General features: G+C 63.8%; 17 protein-coding genes and 1 pseudogene. 5 read left to right on the top strand and 13 right to left on the bottom strand.

Translation table 11 applies throughout. From position 1 onward, the window contains the following. Positions 1-48 precede the first annotated feature (48 nt). From pyrB to OKW35_RS05925, 7 genes and pseudogenes are all read right to left on the bottom strand, one after another. Positions 49-1146 (bottom strand): annotated as a pseudogene (gene pyrB, locus OKW35_RS05895) (aspartate carbamoyltransferase). Beyond that, entirely contained in the window at positions 1143-2549 is a 1407-nt protein-coding gene (gene iscB, locus OKW35_RS05900) for an RNA-guided endonuclease IscB (protein WP_429551481.1), read from the bottom strand. Before iscB ends, pyrB begins: the two are co-directional and overlap by 4 nt. A 460-nt stretch (positions 2550-3009) precedes the next feature. Beyond that, positions 3010-3549, bottom strand: a complete 540-nt coding sequence (pyrR, locus tag OKW35_RS05905) for a bifunctional pyr operon transcriptional regulator/uracil phosphoribosyltransferase PyrR (protein ID WP_429551482.1) — start codon at positions 3547-3549, stop codon at positions 3010-3012. Further along, entirely contained in the window at positions 3536-3976 is a 441-nt protein-coding gene (ruvX, locus tag OKW35_RS05910; RefSeq protein WP_429407259.1) for a Holliday junction resolvase RuvX, read from the bottom strand. The genes pyrR and ruvX overlap by 14 nt, the downstream gene beginning before the upstream one ends. A gap of 10 nt (positions 3977-3986) precedes the next feature. Next, complete coding sequence (locus tag OKW35_RS05915) at positions 3987-4565, bottom strand: YqgE/AlgH family protein (protein ID WP_090803272.1); 579 nt, start codon at positions 4563-4565, stop codon at positions 3987-3989. 308 nt (positions 4566-4873) lie between these two features. Beyond that, positions 4874-6280 (bottom strand): hypothetical protein, encoded by a 1407-nt coding sequence (locus tag OKW35_RS05920; protein WP_429551483.1) that lies wholly within the window; start codon positions 6278-6280, stop codon positions 4874-4876. Positions 6281-6658: 378 nt separating this feature from the next. After that, on the bottom strand, positions 6659-6829 hold the full coding sequence (locus tag OKW35_RS05925; protein WP_006047743.1) for a rubredoxin: 171 nt from the start codon (positions 6827-6829) through the stop codon (positions 6659-6661). Between the two features lie 382 nt (positions 6830-7211). Between OKW35_RS05925 and OKW35_RS05930 the strand changes: the two genes are divergently transcribed. Continuing rightward, positions 7212-8075, top strand: a complete 864-nt coding sequence (locus OKW35_RS05930; protein WP_090803266.1) for a hydroxymethylpyrimidine/phosphomethylpyrimidine kinase — start codon at positions 7212-7214, stop codon at positions 8073-8075. Positions 8076-8383: 308 nt separating this feature from the next. On the opposite strand, the gene OKW35_RS05935 is transcribed toward OKW35_RS05930, so the two are convergent. After that, complete coding sequence (locus tag OKW35_RS05935; RefSeq protein WP_429407261.1) at positions 8384-8551, bottom strand: hypothetical protein; 168 nt, start codon at positions 8549-8551, stop codon at positions 8384-8386. Positions 8552-8572: 21 nt separating this feature from the next. Here OKW35_RS05935 and OKW35_RS05940 point away from each other — a divergent pair, with 21 nt between their 5' ends. Further along, complete coding sequence (locus tag OKW35_RS05940) at positions 8573-9592, top strand: chondroitin 4-O-sulfotransferase (RefSeq protein WP_429407263.1); 1020 nt, start codon at positions 8573-8575, stop codon at positions 9590-9592. A 26-nt stretch (positions 9593-9618) separates the two neighbouring features. Then, positions 9619-10257: an adenylyl-sulfate kinase gene (cysC, locus tag OKW35_RS05945; RefSeq protein WP_090803263.1), complete on the top strand. Its 639-nt coding sequence runs from the start codon at positions 9619-9621 to the stop codon at positions 10255-10257. Between the two features lie 204 nt (positions 10258-10461). Here the strand turns inward: cysC and groL are convergent, their stop codons facing one another. From groL to OKW35_RS05965, 4 genes are all read right to left on the bottom strand, one after another. Continuing rightward, positions 10462-12102 (bottom strand): chaperonin GroEL, encoded by a 1641-nt coding sequence (gene groL, locus OKW35_RS05950; protein ID WP_184062186.1) that lies wholly within the window; start codon positions 12100-12102, stop codon positions 10462-10464. A 53-nt stretch (positions 12103-12155) separates the two neighbouring features. Then, positions 12156-12446, bottom strand: a complete 291-nt coding sequence (groES, locus tag OKW35_RS05955) for a co-chaperone GroES (protein ID WP_008923887.1) — start codon at positions 12444-12446, stop codon at positions 12156-12158. 532 nt (positions 12447-12978) lie between these two features. Continuing rightward, positions 12979-13689, bottom strand: coding sequence for an FkbM family methyltransferase (locus OKW35_RS05960; RefSeq protein WP_429551484.1), 711 nt, complete (start codon positions 13687-13689; stop codon positions 12979-12981). Positions 13690-14101: 412 nt separating this feature from the next. Then, positions 14102-14491, bottom strand: coding sequence for a hypothetical protein (locus OKW35_RS05965; protein WP_090803262.1), 390 nt, complete (start codon positions 14489-14491; stop codon positions 14102-14104). Positions 14492-14841: 350 nt separating this feature from the next. Here OKW35_RS05965 and OKW35_RS05970 point away from each other — a divergent pair, with 350 nt between their 5' ends. After that, positions 14842-15465 (top strand): hypothetical protein, encoded by a 624-nt coding sequence (locus OKW35_RS05970; RefSeq protein WP_429356677.1) that lies wholly within the window; start codon positions 14842-14844, stop codon positions 15463-15465. A gap of 83 nt (positions 15466-15548) precedes the next feature. Then, positions 15549-17018 (top strand): hypothetical protein, encoded by a 1470-nt coding sequence (locus OKW35_RS05975; protein WP_429551485.1) that lies wholly within the window; start codon positions 15549-15551, stop codon positions 17016-17018. A gap of 96 nt (positions 17019-17114) precedes the next feature. Here OKW35_RS05975 and OKW35_RS05980 read toward each other — a convergent pair whose 3' ends face one another. After that, complete coding sequence (locus tag OKW35_RS05980) at positions 17115-19358, bottom strand: polysaccharide biosynthesis tyrosine autokinase (RefSeq protein WP_429551486.1); 2244 nt, start codon at positions 19356-19358, stop codon at positions 17115-17117. Between the last annotated feature and the right edge of the window lie 44 nt (positions 19359-19402).

A 19402-nucleotide genomic window follows, 5' to 3' on the forward strand; every position in this document is an offset into this window, starting at 1 on the left:
TTAAACCTGTGGTTCAGCCTATCGTTCGGCTTCCCGATCAGTCGTTGCTTAATCGTTATTGCCCGCGACGATCCCCATCACCGCCATGCGCACCGCGATACCGAACGTGACCTGATTCAGGATCACCGATTGCGGGCCGTCCGCGACCTGCGAGTCGATCTCGACGCCGCGGTTCATCGGGCCGGGGTGCATCACGATCGCATCGGGGGCGGCGAGCGCGAGACGCTCGGGCGTGAGCCCCCAGCTCTTGAAGTACTCCTGCGACGACGGCAGCAGCGCGCCGCTCATGCGTTCGTTCTGCAGGCGCAGCATGATGATCACGTCGACATCCTTGAGACCTTCGTCGAGGTTGTGGAACACGCGCACGCCCATCTGTTCGAGCCCGCCCGGCAGCAACGTGCGCGGACCGATCGCGCGCACTTCGGGCACGCCGAGCGTGGTCAGCGCATGAATGTCCGAGCGCGCGACGCGCGAATGCAGGATGTCGCCGACGATCGCCACGCGCAGCTTCGTGAAGTCCTTCTTGTAGTGGCGGATCGTGTACATGTCGAGCAGACCCTGCGTCGGGTGCGCGTGACGGCCGTCGCCGGCGTTGATCACGTGCACGTGCGGCGCGCAGTGCTGCGCGATCAGGAACGGCGCGCCGCTCGACGCATGTACATGTCGCAGACGACGATCACGTGCACGTGCGGCGCGAGTGCCGCGTCAGGAACGGCGCGCCGCTCGATGACGCACGACGAACAGATCCGCGTGCATCGCCGACAGGTTGTTGATCGTGTCGAGCAGCGATTCGCCCTTGCTGGTCGACGACGCGTTGATGTTCAGATTCAGCACGTCGGCCGACAGCCGCGTGGCCGCGATCTCGAACGTGGTACGCGTGCGCGTCGAGTTTTCGAAGAACAGGTTGAACACCGACTTGCCGCGCAGCAGCGGCACCTTCTTCACTTCGCGATCGGTCACGCTGACGAACTGGTCGGCGGTCTCGAGAATGTGATTGACGATGGCCTTCGGCAGCCCCTCGATCGACAGCAGATGTTTGAGCTCGCCGCTCTTCGTGAGCTGCGGGTTGCCCTTCAGGAAGCCGTAGCGGAAGCGCTCGGATGCGCTAGCGGAGGAATCTTGCGGAGCCGGGGTGGCGGTGTTCATCCTTCATCGCGGGAAACCTCGGCCGCCGGGCCGGGGAGGGATGGCGCGGGCCGCATAACAGCCCCTACTCCCGCTTCTCCTTTGTTAGTTGCCATCCTTGAGTAGCCATAGCCGTCTGCGCGCTGCAGCAACCGACAATAGCGGTGAGCAACGCCCTGTACGACCCGGTCGTGGGTTTGAATGTTGAAATTCCCCTTGGCGCGCACGGCTACACGCCCATGATATGTGCCTGCTTTTTTGCCTGTAGGCACGTCCGCCCGCACAACCTCTCCCGTCCCGAACCCTTGAACGCGTTTTGCCCGCATCAGATAGCCGACAGGAAAACCATACTTGTTTCGGCGCGTTCGCTGATAGCTGCCCCGACCAGTGCACTTCACCTGCAATGTCGGCTTTCGCCACCCCAACACAGTCGAAACGTCGCCCACGCACACGGCATCCAGCGCATGAGTCTTCGGGATGCCAAGTTGGCTACGGTTGTGTTTCGTTCGTCCCCCGGAAGCTGTTTCGACAGGAACACCCGTGGCGCGCAAGGCATTGACCAGCGCCCAACGGGTGGTATTGACCGCCGATGCATCCTTCAGGGGGCGCAGGGCTTGGGCAATGATGCGCGCGAGGCGCGCCTCGTCCTTTACGAAGACGTCGAGCCGCCGCGCGCCCTTGCTGACGTTGCAGGCTACACAAGCAATTGCCAAGTTGGAAACCCGTTTTGAGCCACCGCGCGCGCGCGGCACCAAGTGCTCGATATTCAGAGGCACGTTCTGAGCGTCACAGTAGCAGCACTTGTGTGTCCACTTCTGCAACAGATACTCACGCAGCTCATATCCGAAAAGAGTTCCATGCTGATACTCGATGCCGGTGACTTCTGGGTTATCGAGTGCCTGCATGTCAAAGCGTACGAGTTCAGTACTCACCACCGCTATCGGGGCCCAACACCGAAGCCGTTCGACCCAAGCGAGCGTCGTATCCACCCGGTGTTGCAGCGATGGGGGGAGCCATCCTGCAGGCCGGGTACGGTTTAGAAATCGCGGTGCACGATAGCGCAGGGTGCTGCGCCGATGGCGCCGCATGGTGCGGCGCGCAGTAAGCGCCTCACTGATTTGCCGACCGCGGTGGATCAACTCGAACAGGTTAAGCACCACGGCGCCGCGATGGATTTCTCCCGTCGAGGTGTCGACGTGTTCCGCGTCGCGCACAAGCGCCAGTCCGGTGGCCTTGCTGCCGGGGTCCAGCTTGATGCGCAGGGGTTGCAATGCACTGCTGTGAAGCTCCCGGTCGACGAGCCGAATAGCGAAGGGCATGAGGCGATGAACCCGCGCACGTCCACGCGCGAGCAACAGCCTCGCGCGCTTCTCGCTGCACGGCATCAACGGCCGCCCAACCTTGTCTAAAACGAATACCGCCAACTGTAGCTCCTGGTGCCCAACCGGAAAAACTCCGGCGCGTTGCCCTTACGGGCCTGGTGACGGGCGCCTCGCGGCGCCGCTCCCCTCGACCATGTTGTGCAGCAGGGGCGGATTACTCCTACCGGCCGCAACCCGTTTCACACCTACCCGTGGCTTGTCTGCTGCTGCGACTTCCAGAGCGCCAGACTGAGGAAGCATCCGGCGGTGGGTCTGCAATCTTCTGCACAACGGTGCGTCTTGCGACGCATGGTCTGGTCAATCTCAGACTCGCGGACTTTTACCCCCGCAAGCCTCGGCCTATAGGCCGGGGTGATTGACGATGTACCTGCTTCAAACACGGACCTCAAGTCTATCGCTGCAGATGCACGCTGCTTGCCACGGTTCGGGGCGACTCCCGCATCTCACCAAACGCAGCGCGCTCCACGTATGTTGCGTGGCATTGCGTTGCGCAAAACTGCCTTCAATCGACGCGTGCTTCAGTGTGAAAAGAAAACCGCTCGCCGCCCGCGCCGTCGTCTTCACGGGCCAGCACGAGCGTCGCGTCGGCGGGTACGTCGACCACGCCACCGACGAAGCGCGCCGCCACCGGCAACTCGCGTCCGCCCCGATCGGCGAGCACCGCGAGTTCGACCGATGCCGGCCGGCCATAGTCATACAGCTCGTTGACCGCCGCGCGAATCGTGCGGCCGGTGTACAGCACGTCGTCGACCAGCACGATGCGCCGGCCATCGACCTCGAACGGTAGCGAGGTCGGGCTTGCTTGCGCGTGCAGCCCTTTCTTCGCGTAGTCGTCGCGATGCAGTGCGACGTTCACCACGCCGAAGCTCGGCAGTTTCAGGTCGCGCGCGAGCCGCTCGGCGAGCCACGCGCCGCCGCTATGGATACCCGCCAGTACCGCCGCTTCGGCACCGTCTTGCGTGGCGGCGAGCTGGTCGCCATACGCCGCTCGAATCTGGTCGAGCAACGCGCGATACAGCGCTTCGGCGTCAATGGAACTCATGATCGTCGGAAAGTCCGTTTAGATATTGCTGGAGGATGATGCTCGCGGCTTCGGCATCGAGCATGTCGGCGCGGGCATTGCCGGCGCGGATTTCCGCCTCGGCCTCGACCGACGAGTAGCGCTCGTCGACCCACGTGACCGGCAGATTGAAGCGGCCGTTCAGCTGGTTGCCGAAGCGCTTCGCGAGTTGCGTGCGCTCGTGCGGTGTGCCGTCGGGGTGCATCGGCAGGCCGACCACCAGCGCATCGGGCTTCCATTCGGCGATCAGCTTGCCGAGCGCTTCGAAGCGGTACTCCCTGCTGCGGTTCTGCACGACGACGAGCGGCCGCGCGCGGCGCGTCAGCGAATTGCCGACTGCCACGCCGATGCGTTTCTCTCCGTAGTCGAACGCAAGCAGCGTCGCCTCACGTCCGGCCGACAGATTCATGCGCGGCCCCTCATGCGTGCCCGGCCTCGCCCGACAGCATCGACAACGACACGCCGAGCAGCGCGAGCGCCGCTTCGAGACGATCTTCGGCGGGCACGTCGAAAACGATCTTCGGATCGGCCTCGACCGTGAGCCAGCCGTTCTTGGAGATTTCGTCTTCGAGCTGACCCGCGCCCCAGCCGGCGTGGCCGAGCGTCAGCAGGAAACGCTCCGGACCGTTGCCGCTCGCGACGGCCTCGAGCACGTCTTTCGACGTGGTCATTTCGAGCCCGCCCGGCACCGACATCGACGACGTGTATGCGCTGCCGCCTTTCGGATCGTGCAGCACGAAGCCGCGCTCGGTTTGCACCGGGCCGCCGAAATACACGGGGACATGGAGAAGCGGTTCGATCTCGAGCTTCAGATCGATGCGATTGAAGAGCGCTTGCAGGTCGATATCGGTCGGCCGGTTGATCACGAGGCCGAGCGCGCCGCGCTCACTGTGATCGCAAAGGTAGACCACCGTTCCTGAAAACGTCGGATCGGCCATGTTCGGCATGGCGATCAGGAACTGGTTGGTCAGATTGATGCGATCGGTACTCTTGGACATAGTTCGGATTTTAGCAAAGACGATGCGTCATGGCGGGCTGCTTTGAGCATTGCAACGCGTTGGGTTGCACGCTACGCGACGCGCCATCGACGCCGGATCAAGTTGCACTCTATCACGCGCGCGACTTGCGCCATGCCGCGATCAGGCGCCGAAACACCGCGTAGAACGGCACGTTCGGCGCCCGTCGCGAAGTTGCGGCATTGTGACTTGTCACAATGGGTTTCAGCGGGTTCGGCGCGCGTCGGTCGAAGCGTTGCGGACGCAATTCGCGCGCCACGTCGCGCGTTTGGTTCGACCCGGCTTGCGCTTCACGCGCCGCCCTGCTCGATCGCACGCGTGAGCGCGGCGAGCGCCGCCTGCGTGAAGCTGCCGCCCGCCGGCCCAACGCCCGCGGCGACCTTGTGCAGCGACGCACGCAAGGCCTCGGCGGCCTGCTCGAGCGTGTCGGCCGGCGGCGCGCCGACGATCACGTGCGCGCGCACCGCCGGCGTCGCGACGCTCGCATGCGCACGACGCCGCCATGCGAGACCGAGCGCGTCGGCGAGCAGCGCCACGTGACCGAGACCGAGCGCGCAGGCGGCCGAGCCGAGCCGGTAGGCGGCGTCGCCCGCCTGCAGCGCTTCGCTCGGGTCGGCTTTTTCCGGCTGATCGGCCGCGCGCGCATGGGCGGCCAGCGCCTCGATGGACGCGTCGGCGGTCTGCAGGAAGTCTTCGTACGCGTTCGCGTTGACGCTCAGCACGCCGAGATCGCGCGTGTGCGGCAGCGACTGCGTCTCGAGCGCGCCCGCCTCCCACAGCGCTTCCGACGACTGCGTGCCGGCGACGTGCCAGTCGACGGTCAAGCCATAATCGTGCAGCACCTCGACCTGGTCGGCGTCTTGCGCGGCCGCGCCGAACAGCGCGTAGTCGCGCCACAGCAGCGCGAGCGTCGCGCGCACCAGCGAACGCGGCGCGCGCTCGATGCCGCGCGCGTGATCGGCGAGCGCCAGGTTGCAGCGCGCGTAGAAGCGCCGCGCCTCGATATCGCGGATTGCATGGCCGCGCGCGCGCAGCGCCTTCGCGCAGGCGCGCGCGAGCCGCCAGAAGTCATACGGATCGGGGCCCGCGAGTTCGGTGAACACGGCGTCGAGCTCGTCGAGCGCGGCGTTCGTGACCGCAAGCGCCACCGCGCTGCCTGTGTCGGCCTGCGAGCGCAGCACCGGCAGCAACGCGCGCTCGTAGCGCGCCCGCTGATGGGCAAGCTGATCGGCCGATTGCGCGTGCAGCGAAGCCGGCGGCACTGGCCGCGCGCACAGCGCGAGGTCTTCGAACGCAACGGCGGAACCCGGCGTCGGTTCGATGAGTTGCGCACACAGCTCGCGGTAGTGGTTGAACAGCGTCGGCGAGCAACTGAGCTCGCGCAGATTGTGACGCTCGAGCGCCGCGCGGAAGTCGCGCAGCGCCGCGCCGAACACTGGCCGCGCGCTTTCCGCTTCGGCTGGCTCGCCGCACGCGAGCGGCGAGAGCCGCACGAGGGCGTCGGTGAAACGCTGCGCGCTGAGCCAGCCCGCCGTGCGCAATGCATGCGACGCGCGCAGCAGCGCGGCACCGCTCTCGTCGCGCTGCTCGAACGCGAGCGACGCCTCGGCGAGCGCGAGTTCCGCAGGGCGGACCGCGCCGCCGCGCGGGTTCGGCAGTGCATCGATGGAAACGGGTGCTGCGGATCGAAGAGTCATGGGCAGGCGACACGAAGCTGACGGGGCCGTCGCTTCGCGCCGCATGCTGAGTGAGCGGCCACCGCGCGAACCGGCGACAGGACAATGACAGACTACCGTTGCGACACGACGCGACCGGCGATGTTCCGCGCCGGCGCGCTCAGACAGGCGCCGGGCGTGCCGGACGCATCAAGCGATTGCAGCAATTGCGCGGCGGATGACGCCGCTGACTTTTCGGGATCGAAGCTCAGGGTTCAGGTTCGGACCGAATCTCGGGACCCGGTTTGGGGGCCGAAGCTTCCGGCGTGTCGCACGAGCCCATCAAACCGCGACGCCGGAACAATGATCAAGCGACGCGAACGACCGACCGACCGGCTGACGCCGGCGCCTTGCCGAACTTCAGATCTGGACCATTTCGAAGTCTTCCTTGCGCGCTCCGCACTCCGGACACGTCCAGTTGATGGGCACGTCTTCCCAGCGTGTGCCCGGCGCAATGCCTTCGTCGGGCAAGCCGGCCTCTTCGTCGTAAATCCAGCCGCAAATCAGGCACATCCAGCTTTGATATTCCATTCTTTTGTCGCGTCGTTGAGTCCGTGGAAGCGGGAGCCATGATGGTACCGTGTTGCCGCCCCCATGCCTAGCAATCGAAAACTCGCAATCGTAGCGTGGACCGGGCTTCGGCGGTGCGCCCGCGCGCCGTGCGCACGACGCTCGCGGCGTCATGCCGCATGGCGGTGGGGACACCCGGCAGCGCGATAGGGGGCGCCTCGGCAAGCTCGCGGCGCTAGCGTGGCAACCTCAAAGCAATCCCCGCCGGCTGCGCGTCAGCGGGCCGCGAGCCAGCCTCTGGCAATCCCCGCCGCGCGAAAAAACGCCCTCTCCACGGTTTAGGCCGCATAATTGAGCCAATTGCGCATTGCGCGCCGAAATCCTGCTTTCCTTATCCATTTTCATGCCCAGCGACACGCCTCCGATCGTCCTCACCTTCGGTCTCTCCGACCCCACCGGCGGCTCCGGCCTGCAGGCGGACCTGTTGACACTTGCCAGCATGGGCTGCCACGGCGTTTCCGTGCTCACGGGCTATACCGTGCGCGACTCGGCGAACTGCGACGAAGTCACCGGACTCGACCCGGACATCGTCGCGACGCAGGCGCGCATGCTGCTCGAGGACATGCCGATCGCCGCATTCAAGGTCGGCGCGTGCACGCGCGCCGAAGTGGTCAGCGCGATCGCGGAAGTTGTCGCCGACTACGACGACATCCCGCTGATCCTCGCCCCGGACTTCACGCTCGACGACGAGCACGTGCTCGCCGCCGACGAACTGCGCGAAGCGATCGCCGATCTGCTCGCGCCGCAAACCACGCTGCTAGTCGCCGACTCGGCGACGCTGCTCGCGCTCGCGCAGCCCGACGGCGACGCGGAGGCGCCGAGCCTCGACGCGGCGATCTCGCATCTGCTGTCGCAGGGCTGCGAGTACATTCTGTCGACCGAAACCGGCACGCATCGGCTCGTCAACACACTCTTCAGCGAGGACGGCCAGTTGCGTCAGGACATGTGGGACCGCGCGCCGCATCGGTTGACGGGCCTGACCGATACGCTCGGCGCGGCGATCGCCGCGCTTCTCGCCAACGGCCAGGAGCCCGCGGAAGCGGTGCGCGAAAGCCAGGAGTATCTGTATCAGGCAGTGCGCAATGCGTTCCGGCCCGGCATGGGGGCGTACATGCCCGATCGCTTCTTCTGGGCGCGCAGCAGCGATGAAGACGAAACGCCGCCCGCGCAAGGCAAGGGCGCGGCGCCGGGGGAAGCGCGGCACTGAGCTCGCCATTCGTCGGCATCGACTAAAAACCCGCTGTCAGCCGTTTTTTTCATTAATGCGACTTTCGCGATTGGTGCGACTTTCCATTCGATTTATCCAAATTTAACAATGTAATTAGCGCGTAGCTATCGATACTGCCGCGCCCAATTCGTCTCGCAGGCATCCTGGTCAATTTATTTTGCATAGCCGCATGAATCTTGCTGTCGGCGATGCAGCCAGGCGTTTTACCGCGTAATCAAACGTTACAACGCCGATGACATCTTTTGTCTAGACTTTACGCATCACGATCAGTCATATGTCCCCACATGTCATTTCCCACCTTCTTCATCCATCCACCGAAATGCGGCGGTTCGACCGTTATTTCGTTTTTTGATTTGAATAAAGGTAATGACCAATTCATTAGCTTTGTCTGGGATCAGGATGGCTGGGGAAACTGTCGCGCAAAGCTGCTCGCGACGCAGGTAGGCGGCGGTCATCTACCGTATGGCATTCATCGGATGATCAAACATCCGGTCAACTACTGCACGATCCTGCGCGATCCGCTCGCGCGCCAGATCTCGCACTACTGGTATGCGGCGAACGGCAAGAACGGCCAGATCACGCGCGGCGTCAGCGTGTCGGCGACCGAGGCTCTGGCGCTGCAAGGTGTACTGTCGCTCGACGAGTGGGTCAGCGAATCGCTCGGCGGCAGGAACCTGTTCGTGCAGATGCTGAGCGGCGAGCCGGCGGTCAACGAAGCGAGCCTCGCCGTCGCGCAAATCCATTTGCGCGAACAGATCGGTACCGTCGGCGTCTGCGAGGACATGAGCGAATTCTTATTGCGGCTGTGCGGTTCGACAGGGATGAAATTACCTTTCTGTTTCGTAGCGAATCGCACCAATGGTGCGCCGAAAGGCAAAGCTCACATCAGCGAAGCAGCCAGACAAAAGTTCATCGACGACAATAGCCTCGATTACGAACTGTTCCGCGACGCGAACCGAATCGTCGAAGCCTATGCGAATGAAACGGGCAGCGTCTTTTCGAATGCGCTCGAATTGGTCCGCGTGATTCAGTCCGAAATAAATCAGCTCGAGAATCCGCACGTCTACAGCGCGACGGTTTTCGGCATCGATGGCTCATTCCTGTCGCGCGTGCATGAGGTGATCCGCCGCTTCGATCTCGCGCCGATCGACACCTATCTGGAGTTCGCGCGAAGCCGGCAGCGTCCGCCGGTCGACCTGTTCGACGGTTTTGTCGACACGGTGCGCGACGGCGTAGTGTGCGGCTGGGCCGTCAACCTGAGCGAGCCGCAGCGGCAGGTACCGCTCGAGGTGCGGGTCGGCACGCAGATCGTCGCGACCGGCTGCAGCGGCGAGCCGCGGCCCGATGTGGCGAGCGCCGGCTATCCGAGCGCATACAGCGGATTTTCGATTCCACTGCCGAATGATATTCCGGAAGGCTTTCGCGTTACCATTGCCAATTCCACCGAAAGCCTGCACAACGCCGGCACGTGGCGGCAAGGCTGGCACTGCGAATGAGCCAGAAGAGCCAAGAGAACCTATCCATGAAAGAGCCGCCCCAGTTCGTGCAACGCTTCCACGGCAAGATCGCGGTGCAGGACCGCATACGCATGTTCGATCAGATGCCCGCCACGATCTGGCTGACCGGCCTGTCTGGCGCCGGCAAATCGACGCTCGCGTTCGCGCTCGAGGAGCAGCTGATCGCGCTCGGTCACGCCTGCTATGTGCTCGACGGCGACAACATCCGCCACGGTCTGGCGAGCGACCTTGGATTCGAGCCCGACGACCGGCGCGAAAACATCCGCCGGGTCGCGCACGTCGCCCAATTGATGAACGACGCGGGTCTGATCGTGATTTCCGCGCTGATTTCGCCGCTACGCGAAGATCGGGCAATGGCGCGCGCGATCATCGGAGCCGACAAGTTCGTCGAAACCTATGTGTCCGCCTCGCTCGCCACCTGCGCGAGCCGCGATCCCAAAGGTCTTTACGCGAAAGCGAGGTCTGGCGAGATCAGCTCGTTCACCGGCGTATCAGCGCCCTATGAAGCGCCGATCGATCCCGACCTGCACGTCGACACGGGAACGCTGAGCCCCGCGCAAAGCGTCGCGCAGATCTTCCACTACCTGCGCGAAAAGTGCCTCGGAAGGTCCTCTCATCGCACGGCTCACGCCGCGGGCGCCTGATCCGGACAAAAGGGCGTCCGGAAGCGCTCGCCAGCAAGCACATCAACGCCGGCCCCAAACGAAAAAACCCGCATAAGCGGGTTTTTTTCGTTTGGGGAAACGCCTCGCGGCGCACTCCCCACATGGACTTCCAGCCGGGCCTCGGCCGTGATCCAGACGCGCGGCAGTTCAACCACGCGGCCGGACCACGAGGCCCGAGCGGAATTACATGTCCATGCCCATGCCGCCCATGCCGCCGGGCATGCCGCCAGGCATCGGAGCATCTTCCTTCGGCAGTTCGCAGACAGCTGCGTCGGTCGTCAGCAGCAGGCCAGCAACCGAAGCTGCGTTTTGCAGCGCCGTGCGCGTCACCTTCGTCGGGTCCACGACACCTGCGTCGACCAGGTCGACGTACTCGCCGGTCGCTGCGTTGTAGCCGTAGTTGCCCTTGCCAGCAGCAACCGCTGCCACGACGACACTCGCTTCTTCGCCACCGTTGGCGACGATCTGGCGCAGCGGCTCTTCCATGGCGCGCAGAACGATCTTGATACCTGCGTCCTGATCGGCGTTAGCGCCCTTCAGGCCAGCGATTGCCGTACGTGCACGGATCAGCGCGACGCCGCCACCCGCCACGATGCCTTCTTCCACAGCCGCGCGCGTTGCGTGCAGTGCGTCTTCGACACGTGCCTTCTTTTCCTTCATTTCGACTTCGGTCGCAGCACCGACCTTGATCACTGCAACGCCGCCTGCCAGCTTGGCGACGCGTTCTTGCAGCTTTTCACGGTCGTAGTCCGAGGTCGCTTCTTCGATCTGCGTGCGCACTTGCTTGACGCGAGCTTCGATGTTCGCTGCTTCGCCAGCGCCGTCGATGATCGTGGTGTTTTCCTTGCCCACTTCGATGCGCTTCGCCTGGCCCAGTTCAGCAAGCGTTGCCTTCTCGAGCGTGAGGCCGGTTTCTTCAGCGATGACCTGACCGCCGGTCAGGATCGCGATGTCTTCCAGCATCGCCTTACGACGATCGCCGAAGCCCGGAGCCTTGACGGCAACGGTCTTCAGGATGCCGCGGATGTTGTTGACGACCAGCGTTGCGAGCGCTTCGCCTTCGACGTCTTCAGCGATGATCAGCAGCGGACGGCCAGCCTTCGCGACTTGCTCGAGCACCGGCAGCAGGTCACGGATGTTCGACACCTTCTTGTCGTGCAGCAGCACGAACGGGTTCTCGAGCACGGCGACTTGCTTGTCCGGGTTGTTGATGAAATACGGCGACAGGTAGCCGCGGTCGAATTGCATACCTTCGACGACGTCCAGCTCGTCTTGCAGCGACTTGCCGTCTTCGACGGTGATCACGCCTTCCTTGCCGACCTTGTCCATTGCTTCAGCGATGCGCTCGCCGATCGACGAATCGCTGTTCGCCGAGATCGCGCCAACCTGGGCGATTTCCTTGTTGGTCGTGCACGGCTTGCTGATCTTGCGCAGTTCTTCGATTGCGGCTGTAACGGCCTTGTCGATACCGCGCTTCAGGTCCATCGGGTTCATGCCCGATGCGACGTACTTCATGCCTTCGCGGACGATCGATTGCGCGAGAACCGTAGCGGTCGTCGTGCCGTCGCCTGCGTTGTCGCTGGTCTTGGAAGCGACTTCCTTGACCATTTGCGCGCCCATGTTCTGGAGCTTGTCTTTCAGTTCGATCTCTTTCGCGACCGACACACCGTCCTTGGTGACCGTCGGGCCGCCGAAGCTGCGCTCGAGAACCACGTTGCGGCCCTTCGGACCCAGCGTGACCTTCACGGCGTTGGCGAGAATATTCACGCCTTCGACCATCTTGGCACGGGCGGAATCACCGAATACGACGTCTTTAGCTGCCATCTTCTAACTCCTTGAATACTTTGGATATAACCGGTGAAGTAGCGACCTTGCGCTTACTTCTGCACCACGGCCATGATGTCTTCTTCGCGCATCACGAGCAGTTCGTTGCCGTCGACCTTGACGGTCTGGCCTGCGTACTTGCCGAACAGGACGCGGTCGCCGACCTTCACGTCGAGCGCAATGGCTGCGCCCTTGTCGTCGCGCTTGCCCGGGCCGACTGCGAGGATTTCACCTTGATCCGGCTTTTCCGCTGCGGCTTCGGGGATCACGATGCCCGACGCGGTCTTGGTTTCCTGATCCAGACGTTTGACGATCACGCGATCATGCAAAGGACGAAGGTTCATACATACTCCTCTCTGATTGAGACTGAAGAACGCTGAGAAAAACCCGGCTGGCCGAGCCAACCGGAGATGTTGTTAGCACTCTCGTGCAGCGAGTGCTAATTATATGGACGGGCAGTGACAAATTCAAGAAGGGGGAACGCGGTCGAAGTTCACTGATCCTCAAATGTGATTCGCTCGCGCTTGAACCCCGCCCCGTGCGGAACGTCTGCCGTTCGGCATTTTCTCTAAGAAAACAATAATTTACCGACGTGTTACGTTGAGATTCGGCCCTTCGTGAAAGAAGAGGCGAGCCATGACGAGGCAGCGACTTGGGAGCGGAGCGCCCGCTCGAAACGTCAAACCCAGGGAAATCCCCCATAAGCGCGGGCCGTTACGATCGCCAGCCTTCAGGCAAGTCGAGGGGGCTCATGAATGTGCTTCGCGGCTGAGGCACCAGTCGGTCCAGGTATATCTGGACCGTTGCAGCGGCCGTTGATAGTGGGATTGTGAAATCGATAGCAGCTGCAAGGACGATACGTGCAGAACCGCAACGCTATAACTGAGTGCGAAAGATTTGAGATCTTTCCACTCTGAAGATCAGCGACAAATATGTCCAACTGACCAGTCGGTAATTGCGCTCCTCCAGATAGCGAAATATGGCGGAATCTATTACTTCCCTTATCGAAGTCAGCGTAGACTCCACAATAATGATCTTTGGTTTATACCTGCTGATATCAATCGAGCGCAAGACTTCGTAATCGTGACCTTCCACGTCGATGGAAAGCAGATCGATTTCCTGATCGGCGTACGGGGTGTGCTCGAGAACGTCGTTCAATGTGGTAGTTTCAACGGTCCGGACGGAGATAGGCTTCTGGACTTCGGCCGCAGCCACTATGGGATCTATGGTCGAAGTCAACCCATAATTTGAAAAATTATAGACTTCCTTGAGCTGTTTCTCGTTCGAGACGGCCGCACATACATTGACATCACCAGACCGCGCAAGAGAAAACGTTTCAATTTTCACTGGATCCATGTCTATGTTGATGCCGCGCCAACCACGCTTGTAAAGCGCATGTGTGTTCGAGAACTTGACAGGGTGGTATGCACCAACGTCTACACAAACACCCTTATTGCACCGGGGACTGATTATCTCGCGCAACACCGCGTCCTCTCCAAACTGCGAGTAGTACAAACGCGGCCCGCGTGTTATCCACGTCTTGCGGACGAGCCAAAGGAAGTGTCCGAACATCTTCGGGTTCAACATAACCGCTCCTCACTTCGAAACGATAACGGCAAAAGGTCAAACAGCGTTTGATCTGGAAGCTTGCCCAGCAGAAGGTCGGTCCGGCATTACGTTAGCTAATATTCACATAGCAGGCCTCATTACCGCCGCAAATGTGCCGCATTACGGACCAAACGATATTCGCGAATTAGTTACATGCTCGAAAGGTCGTTGAGCGTTACATCTGCAGACTACTCGACGGTTAGCCGAACATTAAGCGAAAGTCATAATAATGTGTATTTTTGGCCGAAACCGTCGAGTATGCAAAAAGCTTCCGGTTCCAGTCGGTTCGCGTGTCGTCGACTACAGCCGCGCGAGATTCAGTCCGGCAAAGCCTTCTGCATGAGGCCACGATCCGCCAGTTTCGGTCGCCCGACAGCGCGCTCGTTTCACTTCACTTCTGCGCAGGCCGGTGCAACGCATTACCCGCCATCCACTTGAGCCGTTCGCAATTGACCTTGATGCGCGCCGCGAATTCCTTCGGATCTCGCTCGCGCAGTGCGTTCATCTGGCTATTGGTGATGTCGGCGCGGTGCCAGCCCGTGTCCCAGTGCTGATCGAAATCGGTCGCACCGGTCAGGACCTTTCGGAGCCGCTCCTTATAGGCGTCGATCCGCTCGGGCGACACGTCGCAAAACGCCCGCGCGAAGCTTGCACGCTCGCCCGCCGTCTCCGCGCTCATGTTGGCGTCGCTCGCGCCGCTCGCGAGCGGCGCGGCGAGCGACAGCACCGACAGACAGAACGCTGCGCAAAGCGGCCGATAGCGATACGATAGGTTTTTCATCTTCGACTCCTGACGATCCTTCGTGGCGACCAGGGATTGTCCCGATCTTCAACGCCGCCTCGCCGATTGTGTCCTGATTGCACTGCACGATGGCGTTTTCGCGCGCTATCCGATGCATCGCGTGGCCAAACCGCGGTGCTACGCTCGTTAAAGCGGCATTCGCGACGTGCCCGTTCCGGGGAGCCGTGGCGCCAAGCACCGCAACGCCACGGCCTATCGGCAGGCCGCGACAGAAGCACGAGCGCCAGGCATGAGAACGAGCTCGAACACGACGCGCAACGAGCACAGAACGAAAGCACGACACGAAATCAAACACAAAAAGGCGAGACATCGCTGCGGGAGTGACTGCGATGGCATTTAGAACATATACCGTACTGACGCTGTTGGTGACGAGCACTGCCGCGTTCGCGTGGCGGCCTGTCACCTATCCGATCCGAAGTCAGAGCCCTTACGAGCGCAGCATCGACAACGCGATGTGCTACGCCGAGGCGAACCGCGTGACCGGGGTCAACATGGCCCACGAGTCGCAGATTCCGCCGCGTCAGCCGCCCGCGGCCAAAGGTGCGTCGACCGGCGTACCGTCGAAGCCGCCGCTTCCGCCTAGTTCCTTCTCAGCCACGCCGCTGCCGTGGAGCGCGAGCGCGCCCGAAGCCGCGAGCGCGCCGTTGGCTGAGGCGCAAGCGCCTGGCGGTGCATCGTCGGCGAAACCGGTGAACGAAGCCGCGGCCGGCGCCAGCGCGCCAGGCGCGCCAGCCACCGCGGCGGCGAATGCACCGCCGAACGCATCGGCAGCGGCAACGGGCCCCAGTGCGACCGCGGCACCCGGCGCGTCGGATGGGGCGGCCGCTTCGCTGCAGGCCAACGCGGCGTCGAACGTAAAGCTGCCGCCGCTGCCCGCGCCCGAGCCACCGATGACCCGCTATTGGGCCGCCTACGGCGCGTGCATGCAGGCGCGCGGTTACGTCGTTCAGTAGTCCGGCCGACGCCGCTTGCGGGCGTCGTTGCATTCATTCTTTTTGATGGCGCCGCCCTTCGGCGCCAGTGGAGCGACACGGCCATGCCGCGCGACACGACCTCCGACCAGCCATTTTTCCATCACTGCGCATACTGCGGCGTGCCGCTGTCGGGCCGCTTTTCGCCGTGTCCCGCATGCCACGCACTGCCGATCGATTCGTTCGATACGGACGACAAGCCCGGCGAGCGCTCCGCGCGATCCCGGGCGCTGAGCGCATCGCGCACGCAACTCGAACCGCTGCCAGCGGCCGCGAGCTTGCCCGCGGACCGTTCGTCGCGACGCTCCGCGCAAACGAAGATGAGCCCCTACGATCTGATCGACGAAGCGACGTTCGAGCCGGGCGGGCGTCGACGGCGGCATCCGCTCGCGCTTGCCGCAGCCGCGCTCGCGACGCTCGGCGTCGTGTACGTCGGCTTCGTTCTACTCAACGACGACGATGCGAGCGTCGACACGCCGGTCACGGTCTTCGGCACGGTGCGCCCGGACAACCCTGGCCAAGCCCCTGCACAGAACGTTGCGCAGAATGCGGCGCCGTCGGTTGCCGCGGCGCCGAAGCCGGCGTCGATCGTCGCGCAACGGCCGCGTCCCGTTGTCGTCGCGCGGCAGCAACCGGCGAACGTGCACGCGGCCCTCGTCGCGCCACCGTCACCGCCCGTCGTGGCGACCGCACCGACCGTTGCGCCATCGTCACCGCCGGTCGTTGCGACCGCGCCTGCCGTAGCGCGATCGAGCCCGCCCATCGTGGCGACCGCACCGACCGTCGCGCCATCGTCACCACCGGTCGGTGCGACCGCGCCTGCCGTAGCGCGATCGAGCCCGCCCATCGTGGCGACCGCACCGACCATCGCGCCATCGTCACCGCCCGTCGTTGCGACCGCGCCTGCCGTAGCGCGATCGGCTCCACCCGTCGTGGCGACCGCGCCCGTCCCAGCGCGACCGTCAACGCCCGTCGTTGCGACCACGCCGACCGCAGCGCGACCGGCACCGCCCGTCGTCACGACCGCGCGCGCCGTAGCGTCAACGAAGACATCGAGCGCGGCCATCTCCGCGCCCACGCCGCGTGGCACGGCGCTCGCGTCGACCAGCACCAACACCAACACCGACACGATGGCCGCCCCGCTCACGCAAGCCGACAAACAGCGCGCCGACGCCGAGCGCAATCTGAAAGCCGCGCACGGCTATCTGCAACGAGGCAATCTGGCGGCGACCAGAGCACGCCTCGCCGCCGTAATCACCGCGCAGCCCGACAATCGCGGCGCGCGCAGCATGCGCGCCCAGGTGAGCACGCTAGAGCAGCAACGCGACGCGTTGCTGAGCCTCGCGCGCGGCTGCAGCAACGTGGGACATTGGGAGTGCGCGTCGCACAACGCCAACGAAGCGTTGCGGATCGATTCGAGCAGCAAGGCCGCGCAACGGCTCGTCGCCCTCGCGTCGCACGAGTCGGCGTGGCAAACCATGCAACCGACGGCGGAAGAGTCGCGCGCATTGCGCGATCTGCTGCGTCACCACTAAGGATTGCGAGGTATCTCGCGGGACGGCGGCACGGGCGTGCAGTCGATCACGCCCGCCCGCGCGGCGCCCCGAAAGACGCGCGCGCGGGCAGCAGTGTCAGCCGGCGATGCTGTCGTAGCCGTAATAGCCGCCCTGATACCCCGAGCCGAGAAACGCCGCTTCCTGCGGAACGTCGGTGAGCAGCACGCCGCGCAGACCGACGCCACCGTTACGCAGGCGTTTGGTGGTTTCGATGATCTCATGCAGCGGTTGACGCCCATGCCGCACGACGAGCAGCGTCGTCGCCGCGTATTTGCCGATCAGCGTCGAGTCGGTCACGGCGAGCACCGGCGGCGTGTCGATGATCACGACGTCGTATTGCGGCTTCAACACCTCGAGCATCGCTTCGAAGCGTTTGCTCATCAGCAGCTCGGCCGGGTGCGAGGGCAGCGTGCCTTTCGCGAGCACGTCGAGGTTGGGCAGCACGTCGCGCTGGATCATCGCGTTGAGATCGCCGCCGCACAGCACGTCGGACAGTCCCGGCCGATGGCTGACGCCGAAATGCGAATGCACGTCGCCGCGTCGCATGTCGCCGTCGATGATCAGCACGCGCTTGTTCGCCGACGCGACCAGCGTCGCCAGATTCACCGACAGGAACGACTTGCCCGCATCGGGCCGCGAGCCGGTGATCATCACGACGTTGTTGGCCGCATGATCGAGCGACAGCTGCAGCGAGGTGCGCAGATTGCGCACCCCTTCCACCGCGATATCTTCGGGCGCCTGTTGCGCCAGCACATGCTGCCCGCGCTGGCGCAGCGACACCTTTTCCTGCAGGCGCAATTGCGTCTGGCTGCGCGGCACCACCGCGAATACCGGCACGCCGAGCATCCCCTCGAGTTCGTCCGGGCGCTCCACGCCGCCGCGCATCGCGCGCCGCAAGAAGACCAGCAGCAAGCCGAGCGCGAGGCCGCCGCCGAGCGAGATCAGGATCACCAGCATGCGCTTCGGCCACACCGGATCGTCGGGCGTTTCGGCGAAGTCCACCACGCGCACGCCGCTCACCTGCCCCGCCTGCGCGACCCGCAGTCGCTGCACGCTGTTGAGCAGGTTCATGTACAGATCGGTGTTCACGTGCACGTCGCGCTGCAGACGCAGCGCGGTCTGCTCGGTGTCGGGCATCGTCGAGACGCTGTGGTTCATCGTGCTCTGCGCGCCCTGCAACGCGGCGATCTGCGCATCGAGCGCGGCGACCATCGGATGATTCGGCGTAAAACGCTGCAACAGCTCCGCGCGCTGCTGCTGCAGATCGAGCAGCTTCGTCTTGTTGTCGACGATCTGCTGCAGCAGCAGCTTGCTTTCTTCACCGAGATCGACGGCGCCATGTGTATTGCGGAACTTGCCGTAGCGCTCTTCCGCGTCGTCGAGCGCCTTGCGCGCGTCGGGCAGTTGCTGTTCGAGATACGCGAGCGTGTGGTCGGATTCGGTCGAATGGCTCGCGAGATCCTGCCGCACGAACTGGCGCGCCACGTTGTTGACGATCGCCGCGGTCAGCGCCGGATCGGCGCCTTCGAGACTCACGCGGATCACGCCGGAGTCCTCCGCCGTTTCCTGCACGACCATCGTCTTCGCCAGACGCTCCACCGTGCCGAGCGTCGACGCGCGCGTCAGCTCGAAACGCGAGCCGGGCGCGCCGACCAGTGTGTCGACGTGCAGCGTGACCGGGCCGACCGCGGTATCGGTTTGCACGGTCTCGCCGACGCGCCCCGACAGGATCGCGCTGCCGTGAGGATCGCGCAGCATGAAGGTGTTGCCGGCGCCCGCGACTAGCGTGAAGGTCTCGCCATACAAGTCCTTCGACGTGTCGAAGCGCGACACCGCGATGCTCTCGTTGCCCCACGCGAACCCGCGCAGGTTGACGAACGACGGCAGCCGGAACCACCAGTGCCCGTTCACGAGTCCGGCGATCTTGCTGCCGATCACCGGCAGATAACGCGGCTTCGCCGTGATGTCGAGGTGCAGCGCGCGGACCGCCTCCTCGGTGACGAGACGCGACTTCAAAAGCTCGATCTGCGCCGCGGTCGACGGCTTCGAATCGTACGCGCCGGGAAGCGGCGCCGCCGCGTCCCGGCCGTTCGCATTGACGTTCATCGCGTTCGCCGTCCTGTCCTGGACGTGAAACAGCACGTCCGAACGATAGACCGGCGGCGTGAGGAACGCGTACGCGCAACCGAGCGCGAGCGCGATCAGCGTCACGGTGAGGATCGTGCGCCAACCGCGCACGATCGTGCGCACGTAGTCCGACAGATGCAACTGCCCCGGTTCATACACGCCGGCGTAGCGGTTTTCGTAATTGATTGCCATGTTTTCACCCAACAAGGCCTGCCGGTTCAGATATCGCGTCACGC

Source organism: Paraburkholderia sp. MM5477-R1, assembly GCF_050436385.1.
Classification (GTDB): Bacteria; Pseudomonadota; Gammaproteobacteria; order Burkholderiales; family Burkholderiaceae; genus Paraburkholderia; species Paraburkholderia tuberum.